At 40.3% G+C, this 23,208-nt stretch carries 17 protein-coding genes and 1 tRNA gene; 4 read left to right on the forward strand and 14 right to left on the reverse strand.

Going from position 1 to position 23,208, the window contains the following annotated elements:
- Nucleotides 1-39 precede the first annotated feature (39 nt).
- From ACK8HY_RS13180 to ACK8HY_RS13190, 3 genes are all read right to left on the reverse strand, one after another.
- Nucleotides 40-2,463 carry a TonB-dependent receptor domain-containing protein gene (locus ACK8HY_RS13180; RefSeq protein ID WP_077437282.1) on the reverse strand — a complete coding sequence of 808 codons (2,424 nt, stop codon included), beginning with the start codon at nt 2,461-2,463 and terminating at the stop codon, nt 40-42.
- 148 nt (nt 2,464-2,611) lie between these two features.
- Nucleotides 2,612-4,282 carry a PspC domain-containing protein gene (locus ACK8HY_RS13185; RefSeq protein ID WP_416133852.1) on the reverse strand — a complete coding sequence of 557 codons (1,671 nt, stop codon included), beginning with the start codon at nt 4,280-4,282 and terminating at the stop codon, nt 2,612-2,614.
- Nucleotides 4,275-4,646, reverse strand: coding sequence for a PadR family transcriptional regulator (locus ACK8HY_RS13190; protein WP_077437283.1), 372 nt, complete (start codon nt 4,644-4,646; stop codon nt 4,275-4,277). Before ACK8HY_RS13190 ends, ACK8HY_RS13185 begins: the two co-directional genes overlap by 8 nt.
- Before the next feature lie 155 nt (nt 4,647-4,801).
- Between ACK8HY_RS13190 and ACK8HY_RS13195 the strand changes: the two genes are divergently transcribed.
- Nucleotides 4,802-5,185, forward strand: a complete 384-nt coding sequence (locus tag ACK8HY_RS13195; protein WP_077437284.1) for a VanZ family protein — start codon at nt 4,802-4,804, stop codon at nt 5,183-5,185.
- A gap of 88 nt (nt 5,186-5,273) precedes the next feature.
- Here ACK8HY_RS13195 and ACK8HY_RS13200 read toward each other — a convergent pair whose 3' ends face one another.
- From ACK8HY_RS13200 to ACK8HY_RS13225, 6 genes are all read right to left on the reverse strand, one after another.
- Entirely contained in the window at nt 5,274-5,975 is a 702-nt protein-coding gene (locus tag ACK8HY_RS13200; RefSeq protein ID WP_416133853.1) for a ComF family protein, read from the reverse strand.
- 42 nt (nt 5,976-6,017) lie between these two features.
- Nucleotides 6,018-7,085 (reverse strand): 23S rRNA (adenine(2503)-C(2))-methyltransferase RlmN, encoded by a 1,068-nt coding sequence (gene rlmN, locus ACK8HY_RS13205; protein ID WP_077437387.1) that lies wholly within the window; start codon nt 7,083-7,085, stop codon nt 6,018-6,020.
- A gap of 108 nt (nt 7,086-7,193) precedes the next feature.
- Nucleotides 7,194-7,775, reverse strand: a complete 582-nt coding sequence (locus tag ACK8HY_RS13210; RefSeq protein WP_077437286.1) for a tRNA-(ms[2]io[6]A)-hydroxylase — start codon at nt 7,773-7,775, stop codon at nt 7,194-7,196.
- Between the two features lie 73 nt (nt 7,776-7,848).
- Entirely contained in the window at nt 7,849-8,889 is a 1,041-nt protein-coding gene (locus ACK8HY_RS13215) for an Atu2307/SP_0267 family LLM class monooxygenase (RefSeq protein WP_077437287.1), read from the reverse strand.
- 76 nt (nt 8,890-8,965) lie between these two features.
- A complete protein-coding gene (locus tag ACK8HY_RS13220) occupies nt 8,966-9,634 on the reverse strand; it encodes an AcvB/VirJ family lysyl-phosphatidylglycerol hydrolase (protein WP_077437288.1) in 669 nt (222 codons plus the stop codon).
- Nucleotides 9,635-9,673: 39 nt separating this feature from the next.
- Nucleotides 9,674-12,268, reverse strand: coding sequence for a flippase-like domain-containing protein (locus ACK8HY_RS13225; protein ID WP_416133854.1), 2,595 nt, complete (start codon nt 12,266-12,268; stop codon nt 9,674-9,676).
- A gap of 121 nt (nt 12,269-12,389) precedes the next feature.
- Between ACK8HY_RS13225 and ACK8HY_RS13230 the strand changes: the two genes are divergently transcribed.
- Nucleotides 12,390-13,628: a glycosyltransferase gene (locus tag ACK8HY_RS13230; protein WP_416133855.1), complete on the forward strand. Its 1,239-nt coding sequence runs from the start codon at nt 12,390-12,392 to the stop codon at nt 13,626-13,628.
- A 1-nt stretch (nt 13,629) separates the two neighbouring features.
- Here ACK8HY_RS13230 and ACK8HY_RS13235 read toward each other — a convergent pair whose 3' ends face one another.
- Together ACK8HY_RS13235 and dcd are read right to left on the reverse strand one after the other, a co-directional pair.
- Nucleotides 13,630-14,739, reverse strand: coding sequence for an MBL fold metallo-hydrolase (locus tag ACK8HY_RS13235; RefSeq protein WP_416133856.1), 1,110 nt, complete (start codon nt 14,737-14,739; stop codon nt 13,630-13,632).
- Between the two features lies 1 nt (nt 14,740).
- Entirely contained in the window at nt 14,741-15,277 is a 537-nt protein-coding gene (gene dcd, locus ACK8HY_RS13240; protein WP_077437292.1) for a dCTP deaminase, read from the reverse strand.
- 167 nt (nt 15,278-15,444) lie between these two features.
- Here dcd and ACK8HY_RS13245 point away from each other — a divergent pair, with 167 nt between their 5' ends.
- Together ACK8HY_RS13245 and ACK8HY_RS13250 are read left to right on the forward strand one after the other, a co-directional pair.
- Complete coding sequence (locus ACK8HY_RS13245) at nt 15,445-16,086, forward strand: 4'-phosphopantetheinyl transferase family protein (protein WP_416133857.1); 642 nt, start codon at nt 15,445-15,447, stop codon at nt 16,084-16,086.
- 111 nt (nt 16,087-16,197) lie between these two features.
- Nucleotides 16,198-16,269 (forward strand) — tRNA-Glu (locus ACK8HY_RS13250).
- A 321-nt stretch (nt 16,270-16,590) separates the two neighbouring features.
- Here the strand turns inward: ACK8HY_RS13250 and ACK8HY_RS13255 are convergent.
- The 3 genes from ACK8HY_RS13255 to ACK8HY_RS13265 are packed head-to-tail and all read right to left on the reverse strand — an operon-like array spanning nt 16,591 to nt 23,127.
- Nucleotides 16,591-17,943: a BT_3987 domain-containing protein gene (locus ACK8HY_RS13255; RefSeq protein ID WP_416133858.1), complete on the reverse strand. Its 1,353-nt coding sequence runs from the start codon at nt 17,941-17,943 to the stop codon at nt 16,591-16,593.
- 19 nt (nt 17,944-17,962) lie between these two features.
- Nucleotides 17,963-19,801, reverse strand: a complete 1,839-nt coding sequence (locus ACK8HY_RS13260) for a RagB/SusD family nutrient uptake outer membrane protein (RefSeq protein ID WP_416133859.1) — start codon at nt 19,799-19,801, stop codon at nt 17,963-17,965.
- Nucleotides 19,802-19,812: 11 nt separating this feature from the next.
- A complete protein-coding gene (locus tag ACK8HY_RS13265; RefSeq protein ID WP_416133860.1) occupies nt 19,813-23,127 on the reverse strand; it encodes a TonB-dependent receptor in 3,315 nt (1,104 codons plus the stop codon).
- Nucleotides 23,128-23,208 lie beyond the last annotated feature (81 nt).

Here is a 23,208-nt window from a genome sequence, read left to right on the forward strand (position 1 = left end):
CTGCCCTCTTTTTTGTTACCATATATTTTATTAAGCTTTCTATTGAGCCCGATCTTTCTCTTCGTTGCTCGTGTCTTTTTTACGATAATTGTTTTTAAGATTACCAAATTTATACGAGTAGGTCAATCGTACTACCCTACGATCTTGATATTGCCTGATCTTGGAATCAAATGAACCAAAAGTAGTAATCAGGTTTTGATTGCCAGTATTGAACAAGTCGCTCACAGCCAATTTCAACGAACTTCGTTGGTCCTTAAATGTTTTGGTCGCACCGACTTCCATATCCCATCGCCCTTCTAGATCGTATACACTATATTTGAAAGGTGAAAAATAGCGTAAATTGACATTGGCAGTAAGGCTCTTATTTAATTTTAGCGTATGCATAGAATTCGCCTGAAGAAGAAATGATTTTCTTTTTACCGGAATACCGGAAATCATACCATCAAAATCAAAGTAAATCCCAGTGATGTTATTATTCATGCTCCAGATTTTCGATACCGTCACAGGAATATTAAGGTTTAAATAGGAAGTCAGATTCCTTCCTAAATTTTCCCGAATAACCCAGGTTTCACCTTTGATCGAATCCTGCCCCATACTTTCTACAATTGCATCTTTCACATCATTGACACCAAGTGTAATGTTATAACGCTGCAATAGGGTGTAGTTCAACGTGAACTCATTGGAAAATTGCGGATTTAAATATGGATTTCCACGTTCAAAAGTCAACTTGTCAATATAATAATCAAATGGATTCAACTGTCGATAATTGGGACGTGTCACTTTTCGGGTATAACCTAATGACAATATATGATTTTCGTGGAGCGAATAGGTCAGGTTAGCGTTGGGAAAAAATTGAAAATAATCACGTTTCACGCGCTTGCCCTTCGTTAAAGAGTTTCCGTCCGACATGGTATACTCCCCACGTAAACCAGCTTTCAGGCTCCACTTACCGATACTGGTATTATAATCCAGATAGCCCGCCACGATTTGCTCTTTATAGATAAAATGATTTGTGCGAGTTGTATCATTTATCCAGGCGTCTTTCTGCTGAGAGTCTTTTTGTAGTTTTTCGAAAAGCAGATCATTGTCAGACTTTACATTCGAATACTTAGCGCCCATCTCCAGCTTTGACTTCTTGGATAAGGGATGTTCATAATCCAATTTAGCCACGTAGATATCAATTCCGATGGGCATTCCGCTACGTTCATTCTCCAATGGACCAATTGGCTTCATAGATGGATCAAAATATTGATTGCGATAAGTAACACGTTTACTGCTCCTAAATTTGCTCCAGTCCAGATCAACAGTCAGTTTCCGTCCATTGGAATCTATTTTAAACTCATTGCTTAGATTCGCTGAATACCGGTCAAACAGTTCTTTGAAAGAGGAAGATGACATCAATATCGTGTCATATACCGACATACTATTTCCTATATTAGTCCTACTATCATTATCATTATATTCCGTATTATTCGACCCATTGAATTGTAGCGTCATAGTGTTTCTTGGAGATGTTTTTTGTTCAACACCAAACCTGTAAGAATGATTGCGTTCGTCTTCATTCAATGTTGACTTTTGCTCGAAATATTTCTTTTTGCCATCATTCTGTATAACGCGATCAATAAAAAGCTTTCGATAAGCTTTCTCATCAGAATAGGCATACGAGCCAAACAATGTTGTATTATTCTTTTTGTAATTCAACGAAAGGGAGCTGTTTCCTCTGAATTTTTCACCGTGCCCAGCTGTCAGGTTAAAGGTTCCATTAAACCCCTCCATTCGGTTCTTCTTGAGAACAATATTGATCGTTCCCACAGCACCTTCAGCATCGTCTTTTGCTGATCTACTTGTAATGACTTCGACAGATTTAATTTGATTTCCATCTGTACTTTTCAGAAAATTAAGCAATTGCTCACCAGACATGTAGGTCTGTCGTCCATCAATAGTGACCGCTACACCCGATTGCCCCATCAGTTGCAAATTATTATTGTTGTCAAGACTAACTCCTGGCGCCCGCTGTACAATATCCAACGCGTTGTTACCTGCCGCTAATGGGGAGTTCTCCACGTTTAAGATCAGCTTTCCAGGTTTACTTTCCACCATAGGACGTTTACCTTCCACAGTAACTTCCTGCAATTTTCGGTTATCAGCATTCAGCTGAATCACCGAAAGTGAATGATCGGACTTATCGATAGCAAATGAACCGCTTCGATTTGAGGTATACCCTACCATCTTCGCTTCAACGAGATAACTTCCCGGCCCCACATCCGTAAACTGGTATTCTCCAGATTCATTCGTCACGACAGCTTTTAGGACAACAGCGGAATTAACCTTCATCAGATAGGCTGTTGCCAAGGGTAAGGGTACATTATCCGCGGATTGCACTTTCCCTGTAACCTTCACCTGTGCATGGACAAAGGAAATAAACAGCAAATTTAACAGTAAGAAGTAAAAACACTTTTTCATTGGAATAATCAATTTTATGGCAATGAAGCTCCTATGAGGCAAATTTTCATCTGACTTTGCAGATTAAATAAGCTCATGCAGGGTTCATAATGGTATTGGCTTGTATAATTTGCCTTCCGCTCCACTGGAGCGGAAGACTTTTAAAGATTTATTTCTTTTTTATCTGAACAGACACACCGTCTTTTTTCGCATTGATGATCGTATCCCTACGAATTACAATGGATGTATCAGCAATAACAATATGATTGCTATCCGAATCAACAGTTTCTTCTTCCTCAGATTCCTTTTCTGGCAAGGCACATTTCAAACCGAGCGAAGTCACCACAAATTCGACATCTCTTACATCCCTTAAATCTTTATTGTATCGGTCGCGGCAATCGTAAAATGAGATGTCACGCAACTTATCCTCCAGATTATCATTGATCACCAGTTTGGTACCTACAGGCAAAAACAACGTTACATTTACCTCTTGATCCCGATAACGCTCACCCTCACTCAACTGGAATGCATTATCAAAAATCAGTGCAGTTGAATCTTGTTTAAGAGTATAATTGATTTTGGCAGCCCTATCCGTAGCCACTTTATACGTATTTCCTTTGGCAGAATATTCATAGCGCACATAGGGAGCCTGCAAAGAATCAATACGTTCGATACGGATCCGAATATCACGCTTCAGATAAGACGAAAAGTTATCACTTTGTATTCCTAGGCCACTTTTAACACCATTTTTTAAACGGATTACCCGAATATCATTTTCACTTAAAAAGTATACAGACTGTTTTTGCAAAGGCTTTTCTTCGACAATGGTACTCGACTCTCTAAATTCTTTTGCCACTGAAGTCGAATAATAGATAATCGCTCCTATAGACGCCAACCACACTACGAAAAGCGTTGTTGTCAGATAATTATTCATTGGCTTCTTTTCAAAAAGAACACGTAAAAGCAAGTAAAATAAGCCCGCAAGAGGAATAAATATCGACAAAAAGCCTGCAATCAAAGCAAATGGCACATCACTGGGCTCCATTAAATAGAATGGACCAGAGTCATCCATTACATCAGGAATCACATTCACGATGGCTAATGCAAAGAATATTAATCCGATAATCAATCCAATAAGCGTTGCCCCGACAAGGATAACAAAAAAGACGCCGATGGCTTTTACTATGATTTGCAATAGTTTGGTCACTCCGTCTCCGGTCCGATCCAGTCCACGTGAAAAGGTATCCCGCACACCGCTCATTTCCTCATCAAAAGAACGTTTAAAATTCTGAATATTGGGTGCTTCACCACGCATTTCCATTTTATCTGCCCTAGTAATCGCTGGCGGCATCACAATCCAAAGGATTACATACACCAAAAGGCCCGATCCACCAATAATGACAAACAGTGCAAAAAGTAGTCTAACCCATTTGGCCTCAATACCGAAAAAATGTCCCAAACCGCTACATACCCCACTAAAAACCCGGTCATCAGGATCACGCATTAGTTTTTTACCGACCTTAAAACCGTCAGAATTCCTCTCACGGCGGAAAGAAGCATAATCGTCCTGATCCTCCGATTCGAAGTCACTCACCCTGCCCATCTGATCAATAACGGCATTGACATCTTCCATATTGAGAACCTCTTTACTTCCTGCCTGGATCTTCTCTGTAAACATCTCAGAAATACGGTTCTCAATATCTTCTAAAATCTCACGGCTATCTTCCGACTGACCGAAATGCTTCTGTATATCAATCATGTACGACCGCAGTACCTCATAGGCATCCTCCTCAATGTGGAAGACGATGCTATTTATATTGATAATTATTGTCTTATTCATCGCTATTGTCTTTAACTGGTTTAGTTGAATCATCGTTTCTACCTACCAATGATGTGTTTACAGCAAACACCAATTCATTCCAGGTAACATCCAATCTGGAAAGGACATCAAGCCCTTCTTGGGTAATTTCATAATATTTTCTAGGCGGACCTGAAGTCGATTCCTTCCATATATAGCTTAACAGGCCATTGTTCTTCAGACGTGTTAAAAGCGGATATAAGGTTCCTTCCACAACCAACAATTGAGCTTTCTTCAGTTCGCTGATAATATCGGAGGCATAAATTTCTCCTCGAGAAATTATGGATAGGATACAATATTCAAGTATCCCCTTCCTCATTTGGATTTGTGTATTTTCAGCTATCATAACAATACAAAGATATATGTATTTTATGGTACCATGCAATACATAGTACCATATAAAACAAAATAAATATAATAATACACTGATAATCAGTATAATAATTTTTTAAAATTATTTAAATTTCATTTCTGTCAGGAAATTTTTGGATATTTATCCTCATGATTAAAATCCTACTGGACTATAAATGGTGTTTTATTTGGGCCATCATAGTTATTGTTTTATGTACGCTCCCCGGAAATAATTTTGATACAGTGCCTAGCTACCCCGGCATGGATAAACTTGTTCATGCAGGTATGTTTTTCGTTTTCTGTACACTCCTGTATAACGGTGTTATACAACAATTTAGAGGAAAACCAACACGTTGGCTCCCGATTTTCGTTGTATCTTTCCTAGGCTTTTCATTTGCTGGTTTAACGGAATTACTTCAGCTTTATATTTTTACTTACCGTAGTGGTGATTGGTGGGATTTATTTGCTGATTCCGTGGGCATCGGTATGGCGGGATTTGCTTATCTATTGAACTACGTAAACAGAAGAGTTTAGAAGATTTTCTTCATGTACCAAGAATCATTTGTTAATTTTTTATAGCGCTAGAATCGACCATCGCTTCATCAAGGGCTGTCAAAGGAAATTATTGGGCACGAGCCAAAGTCGCCACCGATACCTTACATCCTAACGATTCCTGCAGCGTAAGTGTAGCCGAAACGATTGTCGCACCGGTTGTTAGCACATCATCAACAAGTAAAACATGTTCCCCCAGCGGCTGTGAGAGCTGTGTACAGACAAATACATCTTCTACATTTTCATAGCGTGCTAGGCGATCTTTACCTGTTTGGGTCATGGTCGCCCGTTCACGTTTCAGAACATCTTCCCGCAAAGGAATATGCATTGCTCGAGACAGACCTCGTCCAAAATATGCCGATTGGTTATATCCTCTTTTCATGAGTTTACTCTTGTGTAAGGGAATTGGAACAATCGCTGATAAACCGCGATATAGCTCCGATTCAAGCAGTTTGAGTCCATACTGGTAACCAAAATATTCGGCCAAAAAGGGTTGATTATTGTATTTAATCTGATAAATTAAATGCTCCACACGGCTTCCCTTTTGTAAGAGCATAAAAGAGCAAGCCTCTTCGATTGGGGCCTTCCCCCAAAGCTGCCTGGCAGTATCGTTATCCGGATAGGTATGAAAATTGGTGTAAGGCAAATGGAAATCACAGGCAATACAGATATATTTTTCCTGATATTTAAGCGCACAACCGCAGCACGCACATTCCTTGGGAAAGAATATGGCGACAAAATCGGCCAGAATATTTCGTAGATCAAATTGCATGCAGGTAACTCCCTCAGTTAAAGATACCAACAATCTTGTAAACTAGGCCTCCGAAGTTTCCTTGTCTTTATCTTTTATTGCCAATTGTCCACAAGCGGCATCAATATCTTTGCCCCGGCTTCTTCGTACATTGGTAATGATTCCTTGGCTTTTGAGGTAGTTGGCAAATACATCGATCTTATCAGCTTCCGCATTCAGGAAATCAGCAAGAGCAATTGGGTTGTACTCAATCAAATTTACTTTACAAGGCACATGCTTACAAAATTTAGCAAGCTCCTTTGCATCCTCCAATTCGTCATTGAAATTATTGAACACAATATATTCAAATGTTATTGGGCTCTTTGTCTTTGCATAAAAGTATTTCAGCGCTTCCGCCAATGCAGCTAAGGAATTCTGCTCATTGATCGGCATAATCTCATTCCGCTTTTTATCATTGGCTGCATGCAACGAAAGAGCAAGGTTAAAACGCACCTGATCATCTCCCAATTTTTTGATCATTTTCGCAATACCAGCAGTAGATACGGTAATTCGCTTGGCAGCCATATTAAGACCATCTGGAGCTGTAATACGTTCCACCGACTTCATCATATTGGCATAGTTCAACAATGGCTCACCCATGCCCATGTAGACAATATTCGTTAGCGGCTGATTGTAATTTTCCTCTGCCTGTTTACTGATTAGCACCACTTGATCATAAATTTCATCTGCATTGAGATTACGTTTTCGATCCATATAGCCCGTCGCACAAAATTTACAGGTCAGACTACAGCCAACCTGTGAACTAACACAGGCTGTCATACGTTCAGGTGCAGGTATAAGTACACCTTCTATGATATTGCCATCATAAAGCCTAAAGCTGCTTTTTATCGTCTTATCTGAACTGATTTGCGACTCCTTAACTTTGACAGCATTAATTGTAAAATTTTCCTTCAGCTTTTCCCGTAGGGGCTTGCTCAAATTACTCATTTGATCAAAATCAACACAGGATTTCTCCCATAGCCACTCGTAAATCTGTTTTGCACGAAAGCCTTGCTCACCCAACGCGGTCAGTTGATCCTTGATCTGACTCAAAGACAAACTCCTGATATCTATTATTTTACTTTTTTCAATCACGGTACAAAGATAAGAATAATTAAGTGACAAAAAATCCCGTTCTAAAGAAAATAGAACGGGACAACTGTTATGTATGTGTTTTAAAATAGGTAGATTCGCGATCCTTTAGCCATGTATGGCTTCCTTATTTCCGTAAGACTGGATCAATTTGCCCTCAAATTCCAGCCACTCTTTCCAACGTTTTTCTACGTCGACATCTACGGAATATTTCCTTGCAAAATTCAAAAATGTCGTATAATGATTTGCTTCGGAAACCATCAGATCATAATAGAACTTAGCTAGTTCTTCGTCCTTGATGTTTTGTGATAAAACCCGAAATCGCTCACAGCTACGTGCTTCGATCATTGCAGCAAATAATAGTCTGTCTATAAAAGCCATATTTCGGCTACCATCTTTTTTGGAGAATTTCATCAGCTGACCGACATAGTCATCTTTCCGTTCACGTCCCAATGTATAGCCCCGCTCTTTGATGATGTCGATAACCATCTTAAAATGTTCCATTTCTTCGATGGCTATGGCAGTCAATTCGTGTACCAAATCCTCATGCTCAGAGTTGTTTGTGATCAAGGATATTGCATTTGAAGCAGCCTTTTGCTCACACCAGGCATGATCTGTCAAAATCTCCTCCAAATTTCCTTCTGCGATATTTGCCCATCGCGGATCTGTCAACAACTTAAGTCCAAGCATCTTACTATCTAAAAATAATTACCTGACAAAGGTAGGTAATATCTCTGCTTAAAAAAAATGATAATGCGCTCTTTTAGCTATCTTTATTAAGTACCGCCCTAATTTTAGGCGCGATTTTTTCGCCATAGATCTCAATAGACCGCAACATTTCTTTATGTCCGGGTGCGCCAACATCCATATGTGCAGAAAAACGGGTCAGTCCAAATTTCTCGTGAATCTCCAAAATTTTATCAACGGCATATTCTGCATCACCAACGATAAGGTGCCCCCGCGAAGATCTGCCAAAGTCATATTGTGTCTTTTGATAGGGTGGCCATCCGCGACTTGCTCCGATGCGATTCATCTGTGCTGAGTAGATCGGATAATAATAGTCCGCGATCTGCGCACTGTTATCACCAAAAAAGGCATGCATGTGAACACCAACTTGAAATTTTGACATATCGTGTCCATTATCCTCATAAGCTTGGCGATACATCTCAAATAGATGGTCAAAACTTTCATACATTCCCCCAATAATTGCGAACATGACAGGTAAACCTAATTTTCCGGCACGGATAACAGATGAAGTGGTCCCCCCTACTGCAACCCAAATTGGCAAAGATCCATTCTTTGGTCGTGGAAAAATTTCCTGATTGATCAAAGGAGCTCTAAAATTTCCACGCCAAGTTACTGGATTCTGTTTATTCAACCGAAGTAGTAGTTCCAATTTCTCCTCAAACAAATCCGCATAATCCTTCAAATCATATCCAAATAGCGGAAATGACTCAATAAACGAGCCCCTACCTGCCATAAGCTCTGCCCGACCGTCGGACAACAAATCAACTGTTGCAAAATCTTGAAACAATTTGACCGGATCAGCCGAGCTCAATACCGAAACAGCACTACCCAACTTGATGTTTTGGGTCACTGTAGAAGCCGCCGCCAGTATAATTTCGGGAGCAGCAACAGCATAATCTTCCCGATGGTGCTCGCCGATACCAAAGAAATCCAACCCAACCTGATCCATCAGTTTGATTTCTTCAATAATTTCTTTCATTCTATCCTGTGCAGCCTGGATCTGACCTGTAGCGGGATCTATCCTGGAGTCACCAAACATTCCTATTCCTAATTCCATATGTCTTCTCTATTTAAAAACTAATTCAAAAATAGTAGGTCTTTTTATCAATTTATTTGATCTAGGATAAGAAATACTAAAAAAGAGACAGCGTTGTCTGAACCACTTTATCTGCATTACCACTAAAATGGTGTCCGCCTGAAAGATATTTCTTGTTAAAGTTTTTCAAGCGAATCTTCTCTACCGGAAATTCGGCCTCATCATCTCCCAGAACAATGCTCGTTTTAATCCCTTCTATCCGATTAATCTCGGCAACAACGTCAAGGCTACGTTTGGTACTACTCCGCCCCAAGATATCGGCGATATGAATCTCCAAATCTGTGGACACTGAGGGTTCCAACAGTACGATGCTTCGTACATTTTTCTTTACTAAGGGATCGATACGGTTTATGATAAAAGGCACTGCATCCGCTCCAAAAGAATAGCCCACAATAAAAAGCTGCTGGTTCTGTCTTGCCAAAATAAGGTTTTTGAGTGTATTCGAAATATCCGCGGCGATATCCTTGGCGGTCTTTTTCTTCCAAAAATAGTTCTTGGAGTCAATAGCAGCCACAGCGTACCCCGCATCAGCAATCAACTGACATACCTTATTTGAAAAAGAATTGAATCCACCATCTCCACTCAAGTAAAGCACCAGAGGTAATACTGCTTTATTATTCCAATATTTCATTTCGATCAAACGTTGTTGGGCGAGGACATGAAATGCCATGCAACCAATGATAAATAAAACGGTCAACTTCTTCATAGGATCAGTAATACTTGCTGAATAAGGCTCCAAAGTATATTAATCATTAGGTTTCATCACCTTAACTAATGCAACAGGGAGCTGTATCAGATCAAAATCATTATCAAAGATAAGATATTTGTTTTCCCAAAAGGTCGCATACTTCTCTTTAAAATCGCGCAAACTATGATAATGTTTGAAGTTTCCCAACCGTGTGGAAGCAAATTTCATAATCTTTTCTGCCGGACTATCTGTTGTTTCCAACCCCGTCATGGGAACCATTCCCATATTCAAATAGCTATAATTTTGGGCTTTTGCGTAGCTGATCATCTCAACTATTAACGCATCCATACTGCCGCCCGGTGCTTCCAGTGACTTTCGGATCATATCATAAGTACATTCATCCTTGGCATAGTCAGGAATAATATTCAGAAAGGCCACGATTTTGTCACTATCATTTTTAAGGACAATAATATCCTGTTCGACGAGCGTTTCGGCATTGAACATCCCTTGGGAAAAGACCATTTCTTTTTTATCAAATTCCTTCAACCATTCGTCAGAAATGGCCTTAAGCTCATCCAACGTCTCTAGTTGCTGCGGCGCTTTCAATACTGCTGTGGTAAACCCTTTTTTCTGAATTGCATTAAGTCCATTACGCAGTGATTTACGGTCTTTCCCCTCCAGTGTAAATCTCTCTAATTCCAAAACAGCCTCTTGGCCGATCGTTATCTTCTGTTTGCGAAGCGATGAGAAATGAACCAGACTATTTTCATCAACCCGATAATAAATAGCTTTTAATCCATTTGCATAACAATACCGATCAAACTCCTCAACCAGTTCTTCTTTATCGCCTTGTTCACAGACTGGCTCATCCAATACAATTGCAAATTCATTTGCTAGTCGATACGCTGTAAAACCCTCTGAAATCTCAGAGAAAAAAAGAACTTTGTCCTTCCCCAATTTGAAAAAATCCATCGGTGACTGCCCAAATTCCTCCAACAGCTGTTGTGCCCGTTCTAGTTCAGACTTACTTGAATCCTCGTCGGCAATCAAACGCGGGCGCGCCAGCGCATAGATAAGCAGAAACCAACAGAAAACCCCTAAAACTTGTGTAATCCGCAGGAATTCCTGTCCGAAATTGGTATGTGGCATCAGATCATCATCAGCGAATAACAGGAAACTTTTTACGGTATGATAAATAGACTGGCGCCAAGTAAACTCAACACCAAAATGTTGTTTATCAATAAAGTAAAAGCTCAATATTTCAAACAAACAGACCCCGATCAATCCGACAGCAAAGGTTACGAATCCGATTCTTACCCAGCGAATATTACTTTTAATCGGATACTGTTTATAACTAATCCCCAAAAAGATAAGGGTCAACAGGGCTACTGATGCTTCCTCATAGTCCAATGCTTTAAACACATGTCCAAATAAAGAAAGCGCACTAAACACAACAGCTATCCAAAATGCCACGCGAAAACCTTTGATCAAATATGCTGAGGTAACCAACAAGCCTACTCCCAGAACAAATACCATAAACTTTGATGCATGGATAGCTTCGAGAGGTAAATAAAACCGGTCTAGCTTCATGCGATCTGCCAATGGAGGTGTCAATACCGAAACAATGTTGACCATACCCAAAAAGAAGATCAGCAAGGCTGGTCCTACACGTGCTAATAGTTGCCTACCGCGCCAAGAGAAAGCAATCAATCCTAACAGTAAGGGCAGCCAGAATTCGAATACCCGATAAAGAATGGTTATACCCAAACCTTCGGCCTGGCCGTAACCGTATGCTTTGAAGATATATAACATGGTTAGTTCCACCGCCCCCAATCCCCGCAAAAAGGGCGATACAATCATCAAAACCACCGAAACCGTATAGGCGATAGCTGCAGCTTCAAAGGAATGATCCAAGCCCAAAGCATACATACTGACAAAAGCATGTGCTATCCCACAGCACTCCACAACGATTGAAGCCAATACCGTCCCTAAGAGATATTTCATCTTCACCTCTCCAGAGAATATCTCGTCTATATTGGAGGCAACAGCCGGAAACTTTAACTCCATCCACCGATAGATTCCTTTATGCGTACGAAAAGACCATACCAACCAAAACACAACGGCCAAAAGCACACCCAAAATCAGTAATGAAATCCAAGCATCCCCAAAATTTTTATTGTCCCAAATGGTGTATAATATTACGGGTACACCGATCAGAAAGACGGTCAATAGTCCCACATAACCATAGAGCGCACCAGCCTGATGAATCTGTGTCGTATTAAGATTCCTCTTTCGCAACTCCGTGGTGGTATAAGCGAGTGAACTAATACCGCCCGCAGGGAGGAATACACTAAGTAGGTTTCTTTTTAAGAATAGATCTATGGCAACTTTTAAACTGATCGAAAGACCAATAGCTTTGAAACTCTGCACATACATCAGGCCCTGCAATAGGACATAGAACAGGGTTATACCAATGCCGACCAACACCCAAGTCAGATCTGCCGCCTTTAACTGGGGAATAATAGACGCCAGCTCTTTTCTTTCATTTCTAAAAAAAACAAAGGCTAACAAAATGACTAAAACAGCTATTAGCTCTTTCCAATAGGTTTTTGGCGAAAAATGTCGAATGCGTTGAACAATAGTTTTGCCCATATTATCGTTTATTGTATAATAACCAACCGTATTATAAACACGAAATAAAGCTAATCGTTTGAAAATGATAAATTGTTAAGTTTTCATCAATTCTTTTGACATTAATCTGTAATTTTCGCCCATGAAAGAGAAAAGGGTTTTGTTTATCGGGCTGGTATGGCCAGAGCCAACATCATCAGCTGCTGGTTTTCGAATGATGCAACTGATCGAGACATTCCTGGATCGTTCTTATCAAATTACATTTGCTTCCGCTGCAGCAAAGTCTCCTTACAGTGCGGCATTGAAACCTCTCGGTGTTGATGAACAACCCATTGTATTAAACAGTGACAGCTTTGACGGATTTATCGCAGAACTAAAACCTGACATAGTAGTCTTTGACCGTTTTATGGTGGAGGAACAATATGGTTGGCGGGTGGCTCAGCAATGTCCTGATTCCCTTCGGATACTTGATACCGAAGATCTCCATTTCTTAAGGCAGGCACGTCAAAACTGTATCAAAAACAAGGGCAATTTTTCCTTTGAGGAATTATTTAACGACACCGCAAAAAGAGAAATTGCATCGATATTACGATGCGATTTATCCTTAATCATCTCGGAGTCTGAAATGAAAATTCTAACTGAAGTGTTCCGTATCTCACCGGATATACTCTATTACCTACCTTTTCTTGAAAATGAAATTACGGCTGCGGAAATTAATGCATGGAAGCCGTTCGAAGAGCGAAAAGACCTGCTGTTTATTGGCAACTTCATCCATGAGCCTAACTGGCATACTGTACAATATCTAAAAACTGCAATTTGGCCGGTTCTCCGAAAAATGCTTCCGAAAGTAGAATTACATATTTATGGGGCGTATCCTACGCAAAAAGTGCTTCAACTGCATAACCCCAAAGAGAACTTTCATATTAAGGGGCGAGCGGAGTCAGCCAAGGACACCATGTCCAATTACAGACTATTGATTGCTCCGATCCAATTTGGAGCAGGGGTGAAAGGCAAATTTATCGATGCCATGCATAGTGGTACACCCTCTGTTACAACGTCCATTGGTGCCGAAGCTATGAAGGGCAATCTACCCTGGAATGGCTTTATCGAAGATGACCCTGAAACATTCTGCATAAAATCAATGGAACTGTATAACGATAAAGACATCTGGAAAACAGCCCAGATCCAGGGCACTCGTATCATTAACGAGCGTTATGAAAAACGAAAATACCAAGCGGATTTCATGACTAATCTATCTTTAATTAAAGTACAGCTAGGTAAACATCGGCAGCAAAATTTTATTAGCCAGATCCTCCTGCATCACACTGTACAGAGCACAAAATATATGTCGTTATGGATTGCTGAAAAAAACAAGCAATAATTTATTCAAGCTCCCGCCACCAAGGGGAATATACAGTATCCAGTTTATTCAGATGAACAAGTTCTCCTATCTTTGGGGTAATAAGTTTACTATGTTCCCTTTGAGCCGTTTCGTAAAACTTCTCCATCGGTTCCTTCCATCCGTGCATGGCCAGGGCGAATTTTGAAGAGTGAACGGGCAGTGTGGCTTTTGCTTGCAGGTCTTTTGTTTCAAGACCCCATTCTTCGGGCAGCGAATGGATATAATGCCATGCATCATTATACTGCCCGTTCTCCAAAATAGCCAGATCAAATGGACCAAACCGTTCACCGATTGTCTTAAAGTGTTTTCCATAACCACTATCGCCCCCTAAAAATAAATTATAGTTCGCAGTCTTCAGTACAAAGGATGTCCAAAGGGTATTGTTTCGAGTGAATCTACGGCCGGAAAAATGCCTTGCAGGAGTAAAAGTTACCTTAAAATCAGGCACAAGGTATATTTGATCATACCAGTCGCCTTCGATAATCTGCTCTGGTTTATAACCCCAGGATTCGAAATGCGCACCTACCCCTAAGCCGCAGATAACCTGACCGACTTTCTCTCGCAATTTTGTTATGGTCTCATAATCAAGATGATCATAGTGATCATGGGAAATAAATAGATAATCTATTGGGGGGAAGTCTGCTGCAGTGTAATCCACAGCGATTTTAAATGCTTTGTTACTCCCCGGAACGGGCGAGGCGTTTTCGCTGAATACAGGGTCTACAAGCAATAATTTACCATCAATCTTCAGCAGGTAGGATGAATGGCCAAACCAAACCAGAATATCTTGTAACGGCAGGTTTTTTAGATCGCATTTCATGGCTGGTAATGCCCCCAATGGCTTCAGCCCCGGTTTTTTATTAAAAAGAAAGTCCCACATTAAAGACACGATGTTTACATCACTCTTTAGGGATGGAGTTACCTCAAGATTATGAAATACACCATTTCTGAAATTAGGCGATTGTTTCATCCGCTCCAATCGCGCACCTTTAAAGCTTCCGCCAAACATCGGATGGACAAAATAATAGAGCAACCCACTGACCAAGACGATCAGTAGCATCCCCAAAATAATCCATCCAACGTTTTTCATTTTAGAAACTATTCTTCCACATCATGGATTCGACAGGACGGATAGTCTTGCCATTATATTTTGCATTACCCTTTGTATTGTAAAACGTCTCTATATCGCCTTCTACAGCAAAATAAATTAATTGACCGATTGGCATACCTGCATAGACTCTGACGGGTTGTGCAACAGATATCTCCAATGTCCATGTATTGCAAAAGCCCACATCACCTTTACCTGCTGTTGCATGGATATCAATTCCCAGACGGCCAGTACTCGATTTTCCTTCCAAAAAAGGAACATGTTTGTGTGTTTCTGTATATTCCAGCGTAACGCCTAAATATAGGGTATTAGGTTCCAATACAAAACCTTCTTCTGGGATTTCAAAATGGTTAATTTCATTATGCTTTTTGGCATCCAATACGCGATCCGCATAAGTCGCCAAATATTTACCCAAATGCACATCGTAGGAATTTGTTCCTAAGCACTTACGATCAAATGGTTGAATGACAATACTACCATTTTCAATCTCTTCAAGAATTCTTTTATCCGATAAAATCATGTGTATCAAGATAGCAAGAGCATCAGGCCATGCTATATAAATTCAAAAATACGGTTCTCACACAAATTTTTATGCTATTTTTTTATTAAAAAAACAAACCCATCAATTTTTCAGATTGCTCAACATCGAGTGTACAATAATTTGCGATTTGTTTTTTAAATTTGGGTATGAGTCTAGTGTATTTACGTGAAATAGATAGCCAAACCAAATTTGCCATTTGGCGGATTGAGGAATCGGACGATGATTTATTGTCCAAACTTCAGTTGGATGAGCGTGAGAAGGCCAAATTAGGCTCATTTAACAAGGGTAAGCGACGCTTGCACTGGCTGGCTACACGTGTGTTGTTGCGGACGTTATTGAATACTTCGCGTTATATTGACTGTCCTTCCGATGCTAATGGTAAGCCTTATCTTGCCAATTTCCCGCAGAAGATATCACTTTCACACTCTTTTGACTATGCCGCAGCAATGATAAGTACGGAAGGGGAAGTAGGTATAGATATGGAAATCATCAAGACGAAAGTTGAACGTATCCAACATAAGTTTCTCAAACCCGTTGAACTTGCTTTTATTACGCAGAGCGATACGCGATATGAGCAGTTATATGCCTGCTGGTGCGCCAAAGAAGCAATCTATAAACTTCAGGGAAATTCAGGGGTTTCTTTCTTAAACAACATGACCATACAACCTTTCGAATACCAAAAACAAGGTGTCTTAAAACTTGAGCTCGACACCAATCTCGATCGGCATACTTTTGAGGTACATTATGAGAAATTCAATGAATATATGCTTGCATATGCTGTTGGCTAAGGTCACTTAAAAAAATAATTTTTCTCAATTTCAGCGAATTAGCGACATAAGCGCAGTTTTTTTTTGTGCTTATTGAAAAAGCTTCTATATTTGCAGCATCACAAAGGAAATGGCCCGTTCGTCTAGGGGTTAGGACGCAAGATTTTCATTCTTGAAACAGGGGTTCGATTCCCCTACGGGCTACTTAAAAAAAGCAAAAAATCCTGCAAATCAAAATTGCGGGATTTTTTGTTTTTAACTTCTACAGGCCTTACAAAGATGGGTAGCTGAAAAAATAATTACATAGTGTCTCATTCTTCTATCCTCGCCTCCACTTTTAAACAAGACGCATAAAAATCAATAAGGACTCAGGAACCATTTATTCAATGTAACCATACGATATTGATTAACCAATAGAGGTTATTGCTCAGCATATTCTTTCTAAAAGAAATAGGGCTGTTCGAAAAAAATCGAACAACCCTACAATAATCTACCTATTGATAATACGATAAATATCAGATATCGCTACAAACCTTTTACATATACTTCAGCAATAGCGGATGAAGGTGGACGGTTACTCTCGGTAACAATACATTTCAAATAACGAGCTTTCGTCGTCGGAATATTGGTCATAAGTGTATGTTTTGGATTATTTGTACCAAAGTCAACTTTACCAACTGGAATATAGGTCTTATTATCGGTGCTGACCTCAAATAATACCGTTTTCAGATCGTTGTTTGCTCTTCTTATAAGCTCAATTGCCATCATTTCGTGTTCTTTACCCAGGTCGATGATTAAGAAATGTGGTAGTGGCGGTTCTCCCCCCATCCAAATGTTATGCCAGTAGGTATCCACGTTGCCATCCAGAATATTTTCTTTTTCACCCCCGCCGATCCATTCCGAAGAAGCCTGAATAACCTTCCACCCTGTACGGGCAATATCTGGTGGTTGAAATGAAACAGGAACCAGTATCGTCGATGCCTCTGGATTAATACTATTTTTTGAAACAGATTTGATCCGCAAAGGCAATGCATATTCGCCAAATAAGTTTGTGGTTCCGCTAACAAGTCCCTTCCTGATAATCGTAAATTCGAAGCTTCCCTTATTTTTCTTGGCTTCAATTTTATAGGGCATCTGTGATAACTGATAGGCTGCCTTTGGGAGCAATTTCAATCGTTTTTCCTTTTCTTCCTCCTTTATCGCTGCATTATAAGCATCTAAAGCTGCTGGATATTCCTCGATTTCATAATCGAGATCCCATCGATTGGGATAATTTGTAGTAACCACCGCTTCCCCTTTTACCTGTTCGGCACCTGTCGGTGTCAATTTGACCAGATCAAGTTGTAGCCCCGGCGAAATAAACTCCAAAAAGGGATCCTTGACACTAGGTATGAGCAAAACTGCCCCCATCTCTGGTTTAAGTGGTTTTAACAAATTTCCCTCCGACACAATGCGGCAGGGAAGCGCATATTGCTCTTTATATTTTCCCTGTAAGGCCTTTATCTTGTCACTGTCGAAGACAAAATGGACATCTCGTTGTGTATCTTTTTCTCCAAATTCCAAAGCAGAATTGCCTATTGTATAACAATCCATAGGAAGCAGCTTATAATTCGTCCCCTCCTTTGCATTGTAATCTGCTAGATAAGCTTCGTCAATCTGAAAATTTACTGTTGTAGCTTTCTGTCCAATACCCGCCTTAATTATTGTCACATTGTAATCAAATTTCCCCCAATCAAATACGGTTATCTTATTCTCTTTATAGTCGCGGATATATATGGTATCGTCTACCATATTATTCATCCGGTCATCCTTCTGACACCCATTCATTAGAAGTAGTGCAAATAGAAAAACACAATAGGATATATAATTTCTCATCATTTTCGGTTTTAATAAATAACTACCATCCATAATTTTGTGTAATATGAATCATTTCACTCAGCTGCTTTTGTTGTATCGGGAAGAAATAATGCTTAGGCTGGAACGACCGTTTGCCAGGAAATACATCCTTTGTTCTTTCCCATGAAGATTCATAGTTTGTTGCAGCGACATTACGTGTATAGTAAGGTTCATTCATTTCCTGCTCCGCTGTCATCCAAGTCCTTAAGTCTAAGTAGCGATGTCCCTCAAATGCGAGCTCCACCATACGTTCTTTCCGAAGAAGAGTTCTGAGCATTTCTTTATCGCCCACTACTTCAGGGTAGGCAACCTCTAAATTATTTAAGCCACTACGCTGACGAACGAGATTGACATATTTTAAGGCCTCGGCTTCATTCCGATTTGGCTTTTCATTACATGCCTCTGCATAGTTGAGGTATATCTCTGCAAGCCGATAATAAGGCCAAGCAAATTGTCCCCAATTTCCAGCTTCAATGTCATTGGTCGGGTCGCTCATTCTCCGCCAAAGGTAGCCCGACTTTACGCAGTCTCCTGTTTTTGTATAAGATGAAGTACCGCCTTCAAAAAATGTTACCTGTCTAGGCTGAGGCTTCGGGTTTGTCCAATACATACCACTGGCTAGAATGGATGCATAGAATCTTGCATCCCGTCCAACACAGCTATTATGAGCTTTAAATGCAGCAAAATTATCCAAAGGATGAACATAATTGTCCGTGAAGCCAGCCTCTTTGTACCCTGATTTTTCATCAATAACCGGTTGTCCATTGGCTCCATACCCGATAACCGGATAACGTCCTGAACTCGCCATTGGATATGCATCAACCAGCTTAAGTGAAGGAGCATACCCTCCGTAACCTATAGTCACCACTTTTGGAGGAGCCGTGCGTACATTATAATTAAATCCATCATCTGACCAACGTCCCCATATTACTTCAGAGTTCCATTTATCAAAATAAATCCCCATATACGATTTTATTGCGTGACGAAATGGATCTTTTTCTTTGGTATCCACATATAAGGAATAAAGATTCAAATCAATGACATCCTTAGCTGCTTTTGCCGCGAGTTCCCATTTATTAGCGTCCGCTATCTGGGGGAAAAGAAATTCGCTGTCTTTATTTTTCAAGCCAACATATAGCTTTGCGCCATTAAATAAAGGTCGAGCCATGTACAATAAAAGTTCTGCCTTCGCCGCCATTACAGCGCCTTTGGTTATACGACCATACCATGCCTGATCTATAATTTCCAGTGGTAATACAGCCGTTGCCTTGTCAAATTCGGAGAGAATAAAATCTACATTGGCCTGTAACGGCATGCGATCTACAGTCTTTGGATCAATTTTATCATCTGCAGCGCGATCTCCCCAGACAAATACAGGACCATATCGTCTAAGCAATAAATAATAAAAGTATGCTCTTAGAAAACGAGCCTCAGCTTTCATTGTGCTTTTTACAGATTCGCTCAATTCTACATTTTTATCAACATTATTGATAAAAACAGTCGCCTGGTTGATCCCTTTATAGTTATGTTCCCAGGTTGCATAATCAGTTGTTGTTACACCCCAAGTGCCGTTAGCAAAATTAAGCCAGGGTACCCATGAGACCCACGAGAATAGCGCTTCATCACTAAGCGGAACATTTCCACCTTCACTATAGAACATATCATGTTCTATGGGCAGATAGCCATATACCTGAGCAAGGTACTGTTCAGTCGTCTTACGTTTGTTAAAGACTTCGTCGAGTGTCATTTGATTTTCCAAATCAACATCAAGGTATTTGCTGCAGGCACTGAAAAACACTGATAGCAAAAGGCAAGACAGGAAGTATAAATATTTTTTCATCGTTTCTTTTATTAAAGTGTTACACTTAAACCAATATTAAATACACGCATTTGAGGGTAACTACTTCCAGAAACCGTTTCCAGTTCGGGATCCCACATCTTGAACTTACTGAATGTAAACACATTCACTCCCTGCGCATAGAGTCGTACAACTGACATTTTCCATTTTTGAGTCCATTGTCTAGGCAGAGTATATCCAAATTCTAAATTCTTTAAGCGCATAAAGCTCATATTCCGTTGCCATAAAGTAGATGGTCTTGAGTTATTTGCAATATTAAATGACAATCGCGGATAAGCTGCATTTGGATTTGGATTATCGGCACTCCAGCGGTTATCTGCGACATCAGCATAAATTTGTCCATATCCCCAAATATTTCCTGTTTGTCCGTATAAAGGACCTCCAGCTATAATTCGAGTTATTTGACCCACACCATGAAAGAAAGCAGCGAGGTCAAAGCCTCTCCAGGAGACACTTGCCCCAAACCCATAATTCAGTTGTGGCATTTCAGTGTCACCGATTGCTACCATATCTTCATCTGTGATTTCTCCATCACCATTGATATCTCTATATTTCACATCACCGGGGCGTATAACGTCACCATACCGCTGAATTGGACTATGTGCAATTTCCTCTTCGGATTCAAAAAGCCCCAAAGCAATCAGGCCTCGCTGCTGTCCCCAACGTTGCCCTACCTCCGATAAATATGGCCATCTTGGAGTAGGTTTGTCGTCGAATAGTTTTTTATTTCTGTTATACGTAATATTACCCCTAGCCTGTATACCCAGTTCTCCTTGTTGATGATTAAATTCAAAAGAGCCTTCAATACCTTTATTTTCCATTTGACCGATATTGACATAAGGTTTTACATTAATACCTACAATCGAAGGGACGCTTTCCTGAACGATATAAATCCCGTCTCTTTTCTCCGCAAAATAATCCGCCTGAATCGTCAGTTTGTTGAATAGTCCTAATTCCAGACCAATATTTCGTTTTAAAGCGCTTTCCCAAGCTACAAGCGGATTCCCTGGATAACCCGTAGCGATCCCCTGAATCCAGTTTTTCCCGCCAATACCAAAAGAATAAGCTCCTTCCAACTTCATCTCGGAATTGTAAGCAAATCGACGGCTTCCCCCAATCTTATCACTACCGATCCGACCGATAGATCCCCGTAACTTCATAAAATTGACAACAGGTAATAAGGGCTGAAAGAAGTTTTCATTACTCAGAATATAACCTAAAGCCAAGGAAGGGAAAAAACCAAAACGTTTCTTTGGAGCAAAATTTTCAGATCCATTATAACCAAAGTTGCCCTCAATAAAATAAAGATCCTGATAGGAATAGGTCAGACGAGAGGCAATACCTGTATTCCGATAAGGGAAAGCGGCGATGTAATCATTACTAGGAAAGTTATTCGTCCGTTCGCGCATAGAAAAAAGAAATAGTCCGCCTACTCTATGCTTTCCACCATATAACTGATCATACATTAGCGAACTTTCGAAGTTGGTCGCTCTTTCACCCGAATGCCAATCTGCCAAACTTAAATAATCACTGCCATTGCCATTATCCTTTAAAATCAGGTTCCCCTCACTGTCTCTGGGATTGGCCTTATCAACATAATAGGTTGTCGGGCTCTTCCTTTTATCCAATGTAGAAGAATTTTTAGCGTCCCATGAAAATTTAACATTCGCTTTTAGTCCAGGTGTTATCAATTCAGAAAAGTCCTGTGTTACCCCGATCAAGGATTGCGCGTTATTCCAAAAGTCTTTTGAAAAGCCCGTTGTATTAAGGGCATAATATGGATTATTCCCGCCTTGAGGCTGAGCATAAGCACCATTAGAAAATTGGATTGGAGTAGCTACTGGCGTTGTGTGTAATACCATCTCGTACATTCGCCAAAGGTCTACCCCCAGTCTATTTTTTGTTTCGTACTGGTTTGAAAGATTTAAATTTACCTCTGTGGAACGAGAAAGTCTAATATCTACATTTGAACGAAAATTGATCCGATCAAAGTTTACCGAAGGATCATAGTTTGATGTCCTCCTAGGCTGAAAGATACCATTTTCCTTCATATAAGAGCCCGACACATAATATTTAATGAAATCACCACCTCCAGTAACATTTACATTCAATCGTTCGTTGGAAGTCCTTTTCTTGAATATCTCTTGCATCCAATCCACATTAGGATAGACATCCGGATCCACTTTGTTCACATACTTGTCAATTTCCTCCTGAGAAAGTTGAATTTTGCCCGAAGCTTCGTAGTTGATATCATTATAATAATCCAGCCACTGTGCAGCATTGGCTAATTTAGGTAAAACTCCAGGCTGCAATATACCTCGTTCGATACGTGCATTGATAAGTGGTTTATCGCTCTTCTTACCTCTCTTTGTTGTAATAAGTACGATTCCATTTGCCCCCCGCACCCCATAAACGGCCGTTGCTGTTGCATCTTTTAGAATGGAAAAGGACTCCACATCTTCGGGATCCACAAGGTCCATGGGCCGTTCGATACCATCTACTAAGATCAATGGGCCAGTGCTTTCGCCGAAGCTCGCTACTCCCCGAATCCAGAAAGATGTACCTGATCCGGGTTCTCCAGAACCCTGTACAGTGACCACCCCAGCCATCTGTCCGGCTAAAGCACTACTGATTTTTGCGACTGGGGTCTTCAATTGCTTTGGCGAGACCGAGGATATTGCGCCTATTACACTGAGTTTTCGTTGTTTTCCATAAGCGACAACTACCGCCTCCTCCAAATCACTTACCGCCGCCACTAAGGTCATGTCGATTTGGTTGGAACTACCTATTGTATGTTCAATTGACTGGTAGCCCACCAAGGAAAATATAAGTATTTTGTGCTGATCTTCTACCTCTAGGGTATATCGCCCTTGTGCATCGGTTTTTGTAGCTACATTTGTCCCCTTGACCGCAACGGTGACGCTCTCCAATGCATTTCCCTTTGCATCTGAAACGACCCCGGTAATCTTTTTTTTCTGTAACCGAGCGACATTTAATGGCAGGGTAGACGATGATGGTTTTGCAACGATCAAAACCGTATTCAGATTTAGCTCATAAGTAAGGCTTCTTTCCTTCAAAAACTCGTGCAGGACTTCCTTAAAGTTTCTATTCTTTACTTTAATGGTCACCCGCTTCTGTTTATTGACTAATTTATTATTGTACAAGAATTCGTACCCCGTTTGTTTTTGAATCTCATCCAGGACATCCACCAAATGTCCGTTTTTTATATCCAAGGTTACTTGTTGACCAAAACTAGCCGCATGGACATGCACCATGGAGATGATGAGGATTAGTATACATACTTTCATCCTGATAAATGCTTTTACAAAGAATTTCTGTTTAAAAAAGCAACTTTTGCTATTCCTTTTATACATTTGTATAGGTTTGGT

The sequence above is a fragment of the Sphingobacterium sp. NGMCC 1.201703 genome, from assembly GCF_047784615.1.
Taxonomy (GTDB): domain Bacteria; phylum Bacteroidota; class Bacteroidia; order Sphingobacteriales; family Sphingobacteriaceae; genus Sphingobacterium.

Excerpts from the sequence above, each read along its gene's own strand:
- ACK8HY_RS13180 (WP_077437282.1), bottom strand. The coding sequence starts at position 2,463 with ATGAAAAAGTGTTTTTACTTCTTACTGTTAAATTTGCTGTTTATTTCC.
- ACK8HY_RS13190 (WP_077437283.1), bottom strand. The coding sequence starts at position 4,646 with ATGATAGCTGAAAATACACAAATCCAAATGAGGAAGGGGATACTTGAA.
- ACK8HY_RS13225 (WP_416133854.1), bottom strand. The coding sequence starts at position 12,268 with ATGGGCAAAACTATTGTTCAACGCATTCGACATTTTTCGCCAAAAACC.
- ACK8HY_RS13230 (WP_416133855.1), top strand. The coding sequence starts at position 12,390 with ATGAAAGAGAAAAGGGTTTTGTTTATCGGGCTGGTATGGCCAGAGCCA.
- dcd (WP_077437292.1), bottom strand. The coding sequence starts at position 15,277 with ATGATTTTATCGGATAAAAGAATTCTTGAAGAGATTGAAAATGGTAGT.
- ACK8HY_RS13200 (WP_416133853.1), bottom strand. The coding sequence starts at position 5,975 with ATGCAATTTGATCTACGAAATATTCTGGCCGATTTTGTCGCCATATTC.
- ACK8HY_RS13255 (WP_416133858.1), bottom strand. The coding sequence starts at position 17,943 with ATGATGAGAAATTATATATCCTATTGTGTTTTTCTATTTGCACTACTT.
- ACK8HY_RS13235 (WP_416133856.1), bottom strand. The coding sequence starts at position 14,739 with ATGAAAAACGTTGGATGGATTATTTTGGGGATGCTACTGATCGTCTTG.
- ACK8HY_RS13260 (WP_416133859.1), bottom strand. The coding sequence starts at position 19,801 with ATGAAAAAATATTTATACTTCCTGTCTTGCCTTTTGCTATCAGTGTTT.
- ACK8HY_RS13265 (WP_416133860.1), bottom strand. The coding sequence starts at position 23,127 with ATGAAAGTATGTATACTAATCCTCATCATCTCCATGGTGCATGTCCAT.
- ACK8HY_RS13220 (WP_077437288.1), bottom strand. The coding sequence starts at position 9,634 with ATGAAGAAGTTGACCGTTTTATTTATCATTGGTTGCATGGCATTTCAT.
- ACK8HY_RS13195 (WP_077437284.1), top strand. The coding sequence starts at position 4,802 with ATGATTAAAATCCTACTGGACTATAAATGGTGTTTTATTTGGGCCATC.
- ACK8HY_RS13210 (WP_077437286.1), bottom strand. The coding sequence starts at position 7,775 with ATGCTTGGACTTAAGTTGTTGACAGATCCGCGATGGGCAAATATCGCA.
- ACK8HY_RS13245 (WP_416133857.1), top strand. The coding sequence starts at position 15,445 with ATGAGTCTAGTGTATTTACGTGAAATAGATAGCCAAACCAAATTTGCC.
- ACK8HY_RS13215 (WP_077437287.1), bottom strand. The coding sequence starts at position 8,889 with ATGGAATTAGGAATAGGAATGTTTGGTGACTCCAGGATAGATCCCGCT.
- ACK8HY_RS13185 (WP_416133852.1), bottom strand. The coding sequence starts at position 4,282 with ATGAATAAGACAATAATTATCAATATAAATAGCATCGTCTTCCACATT.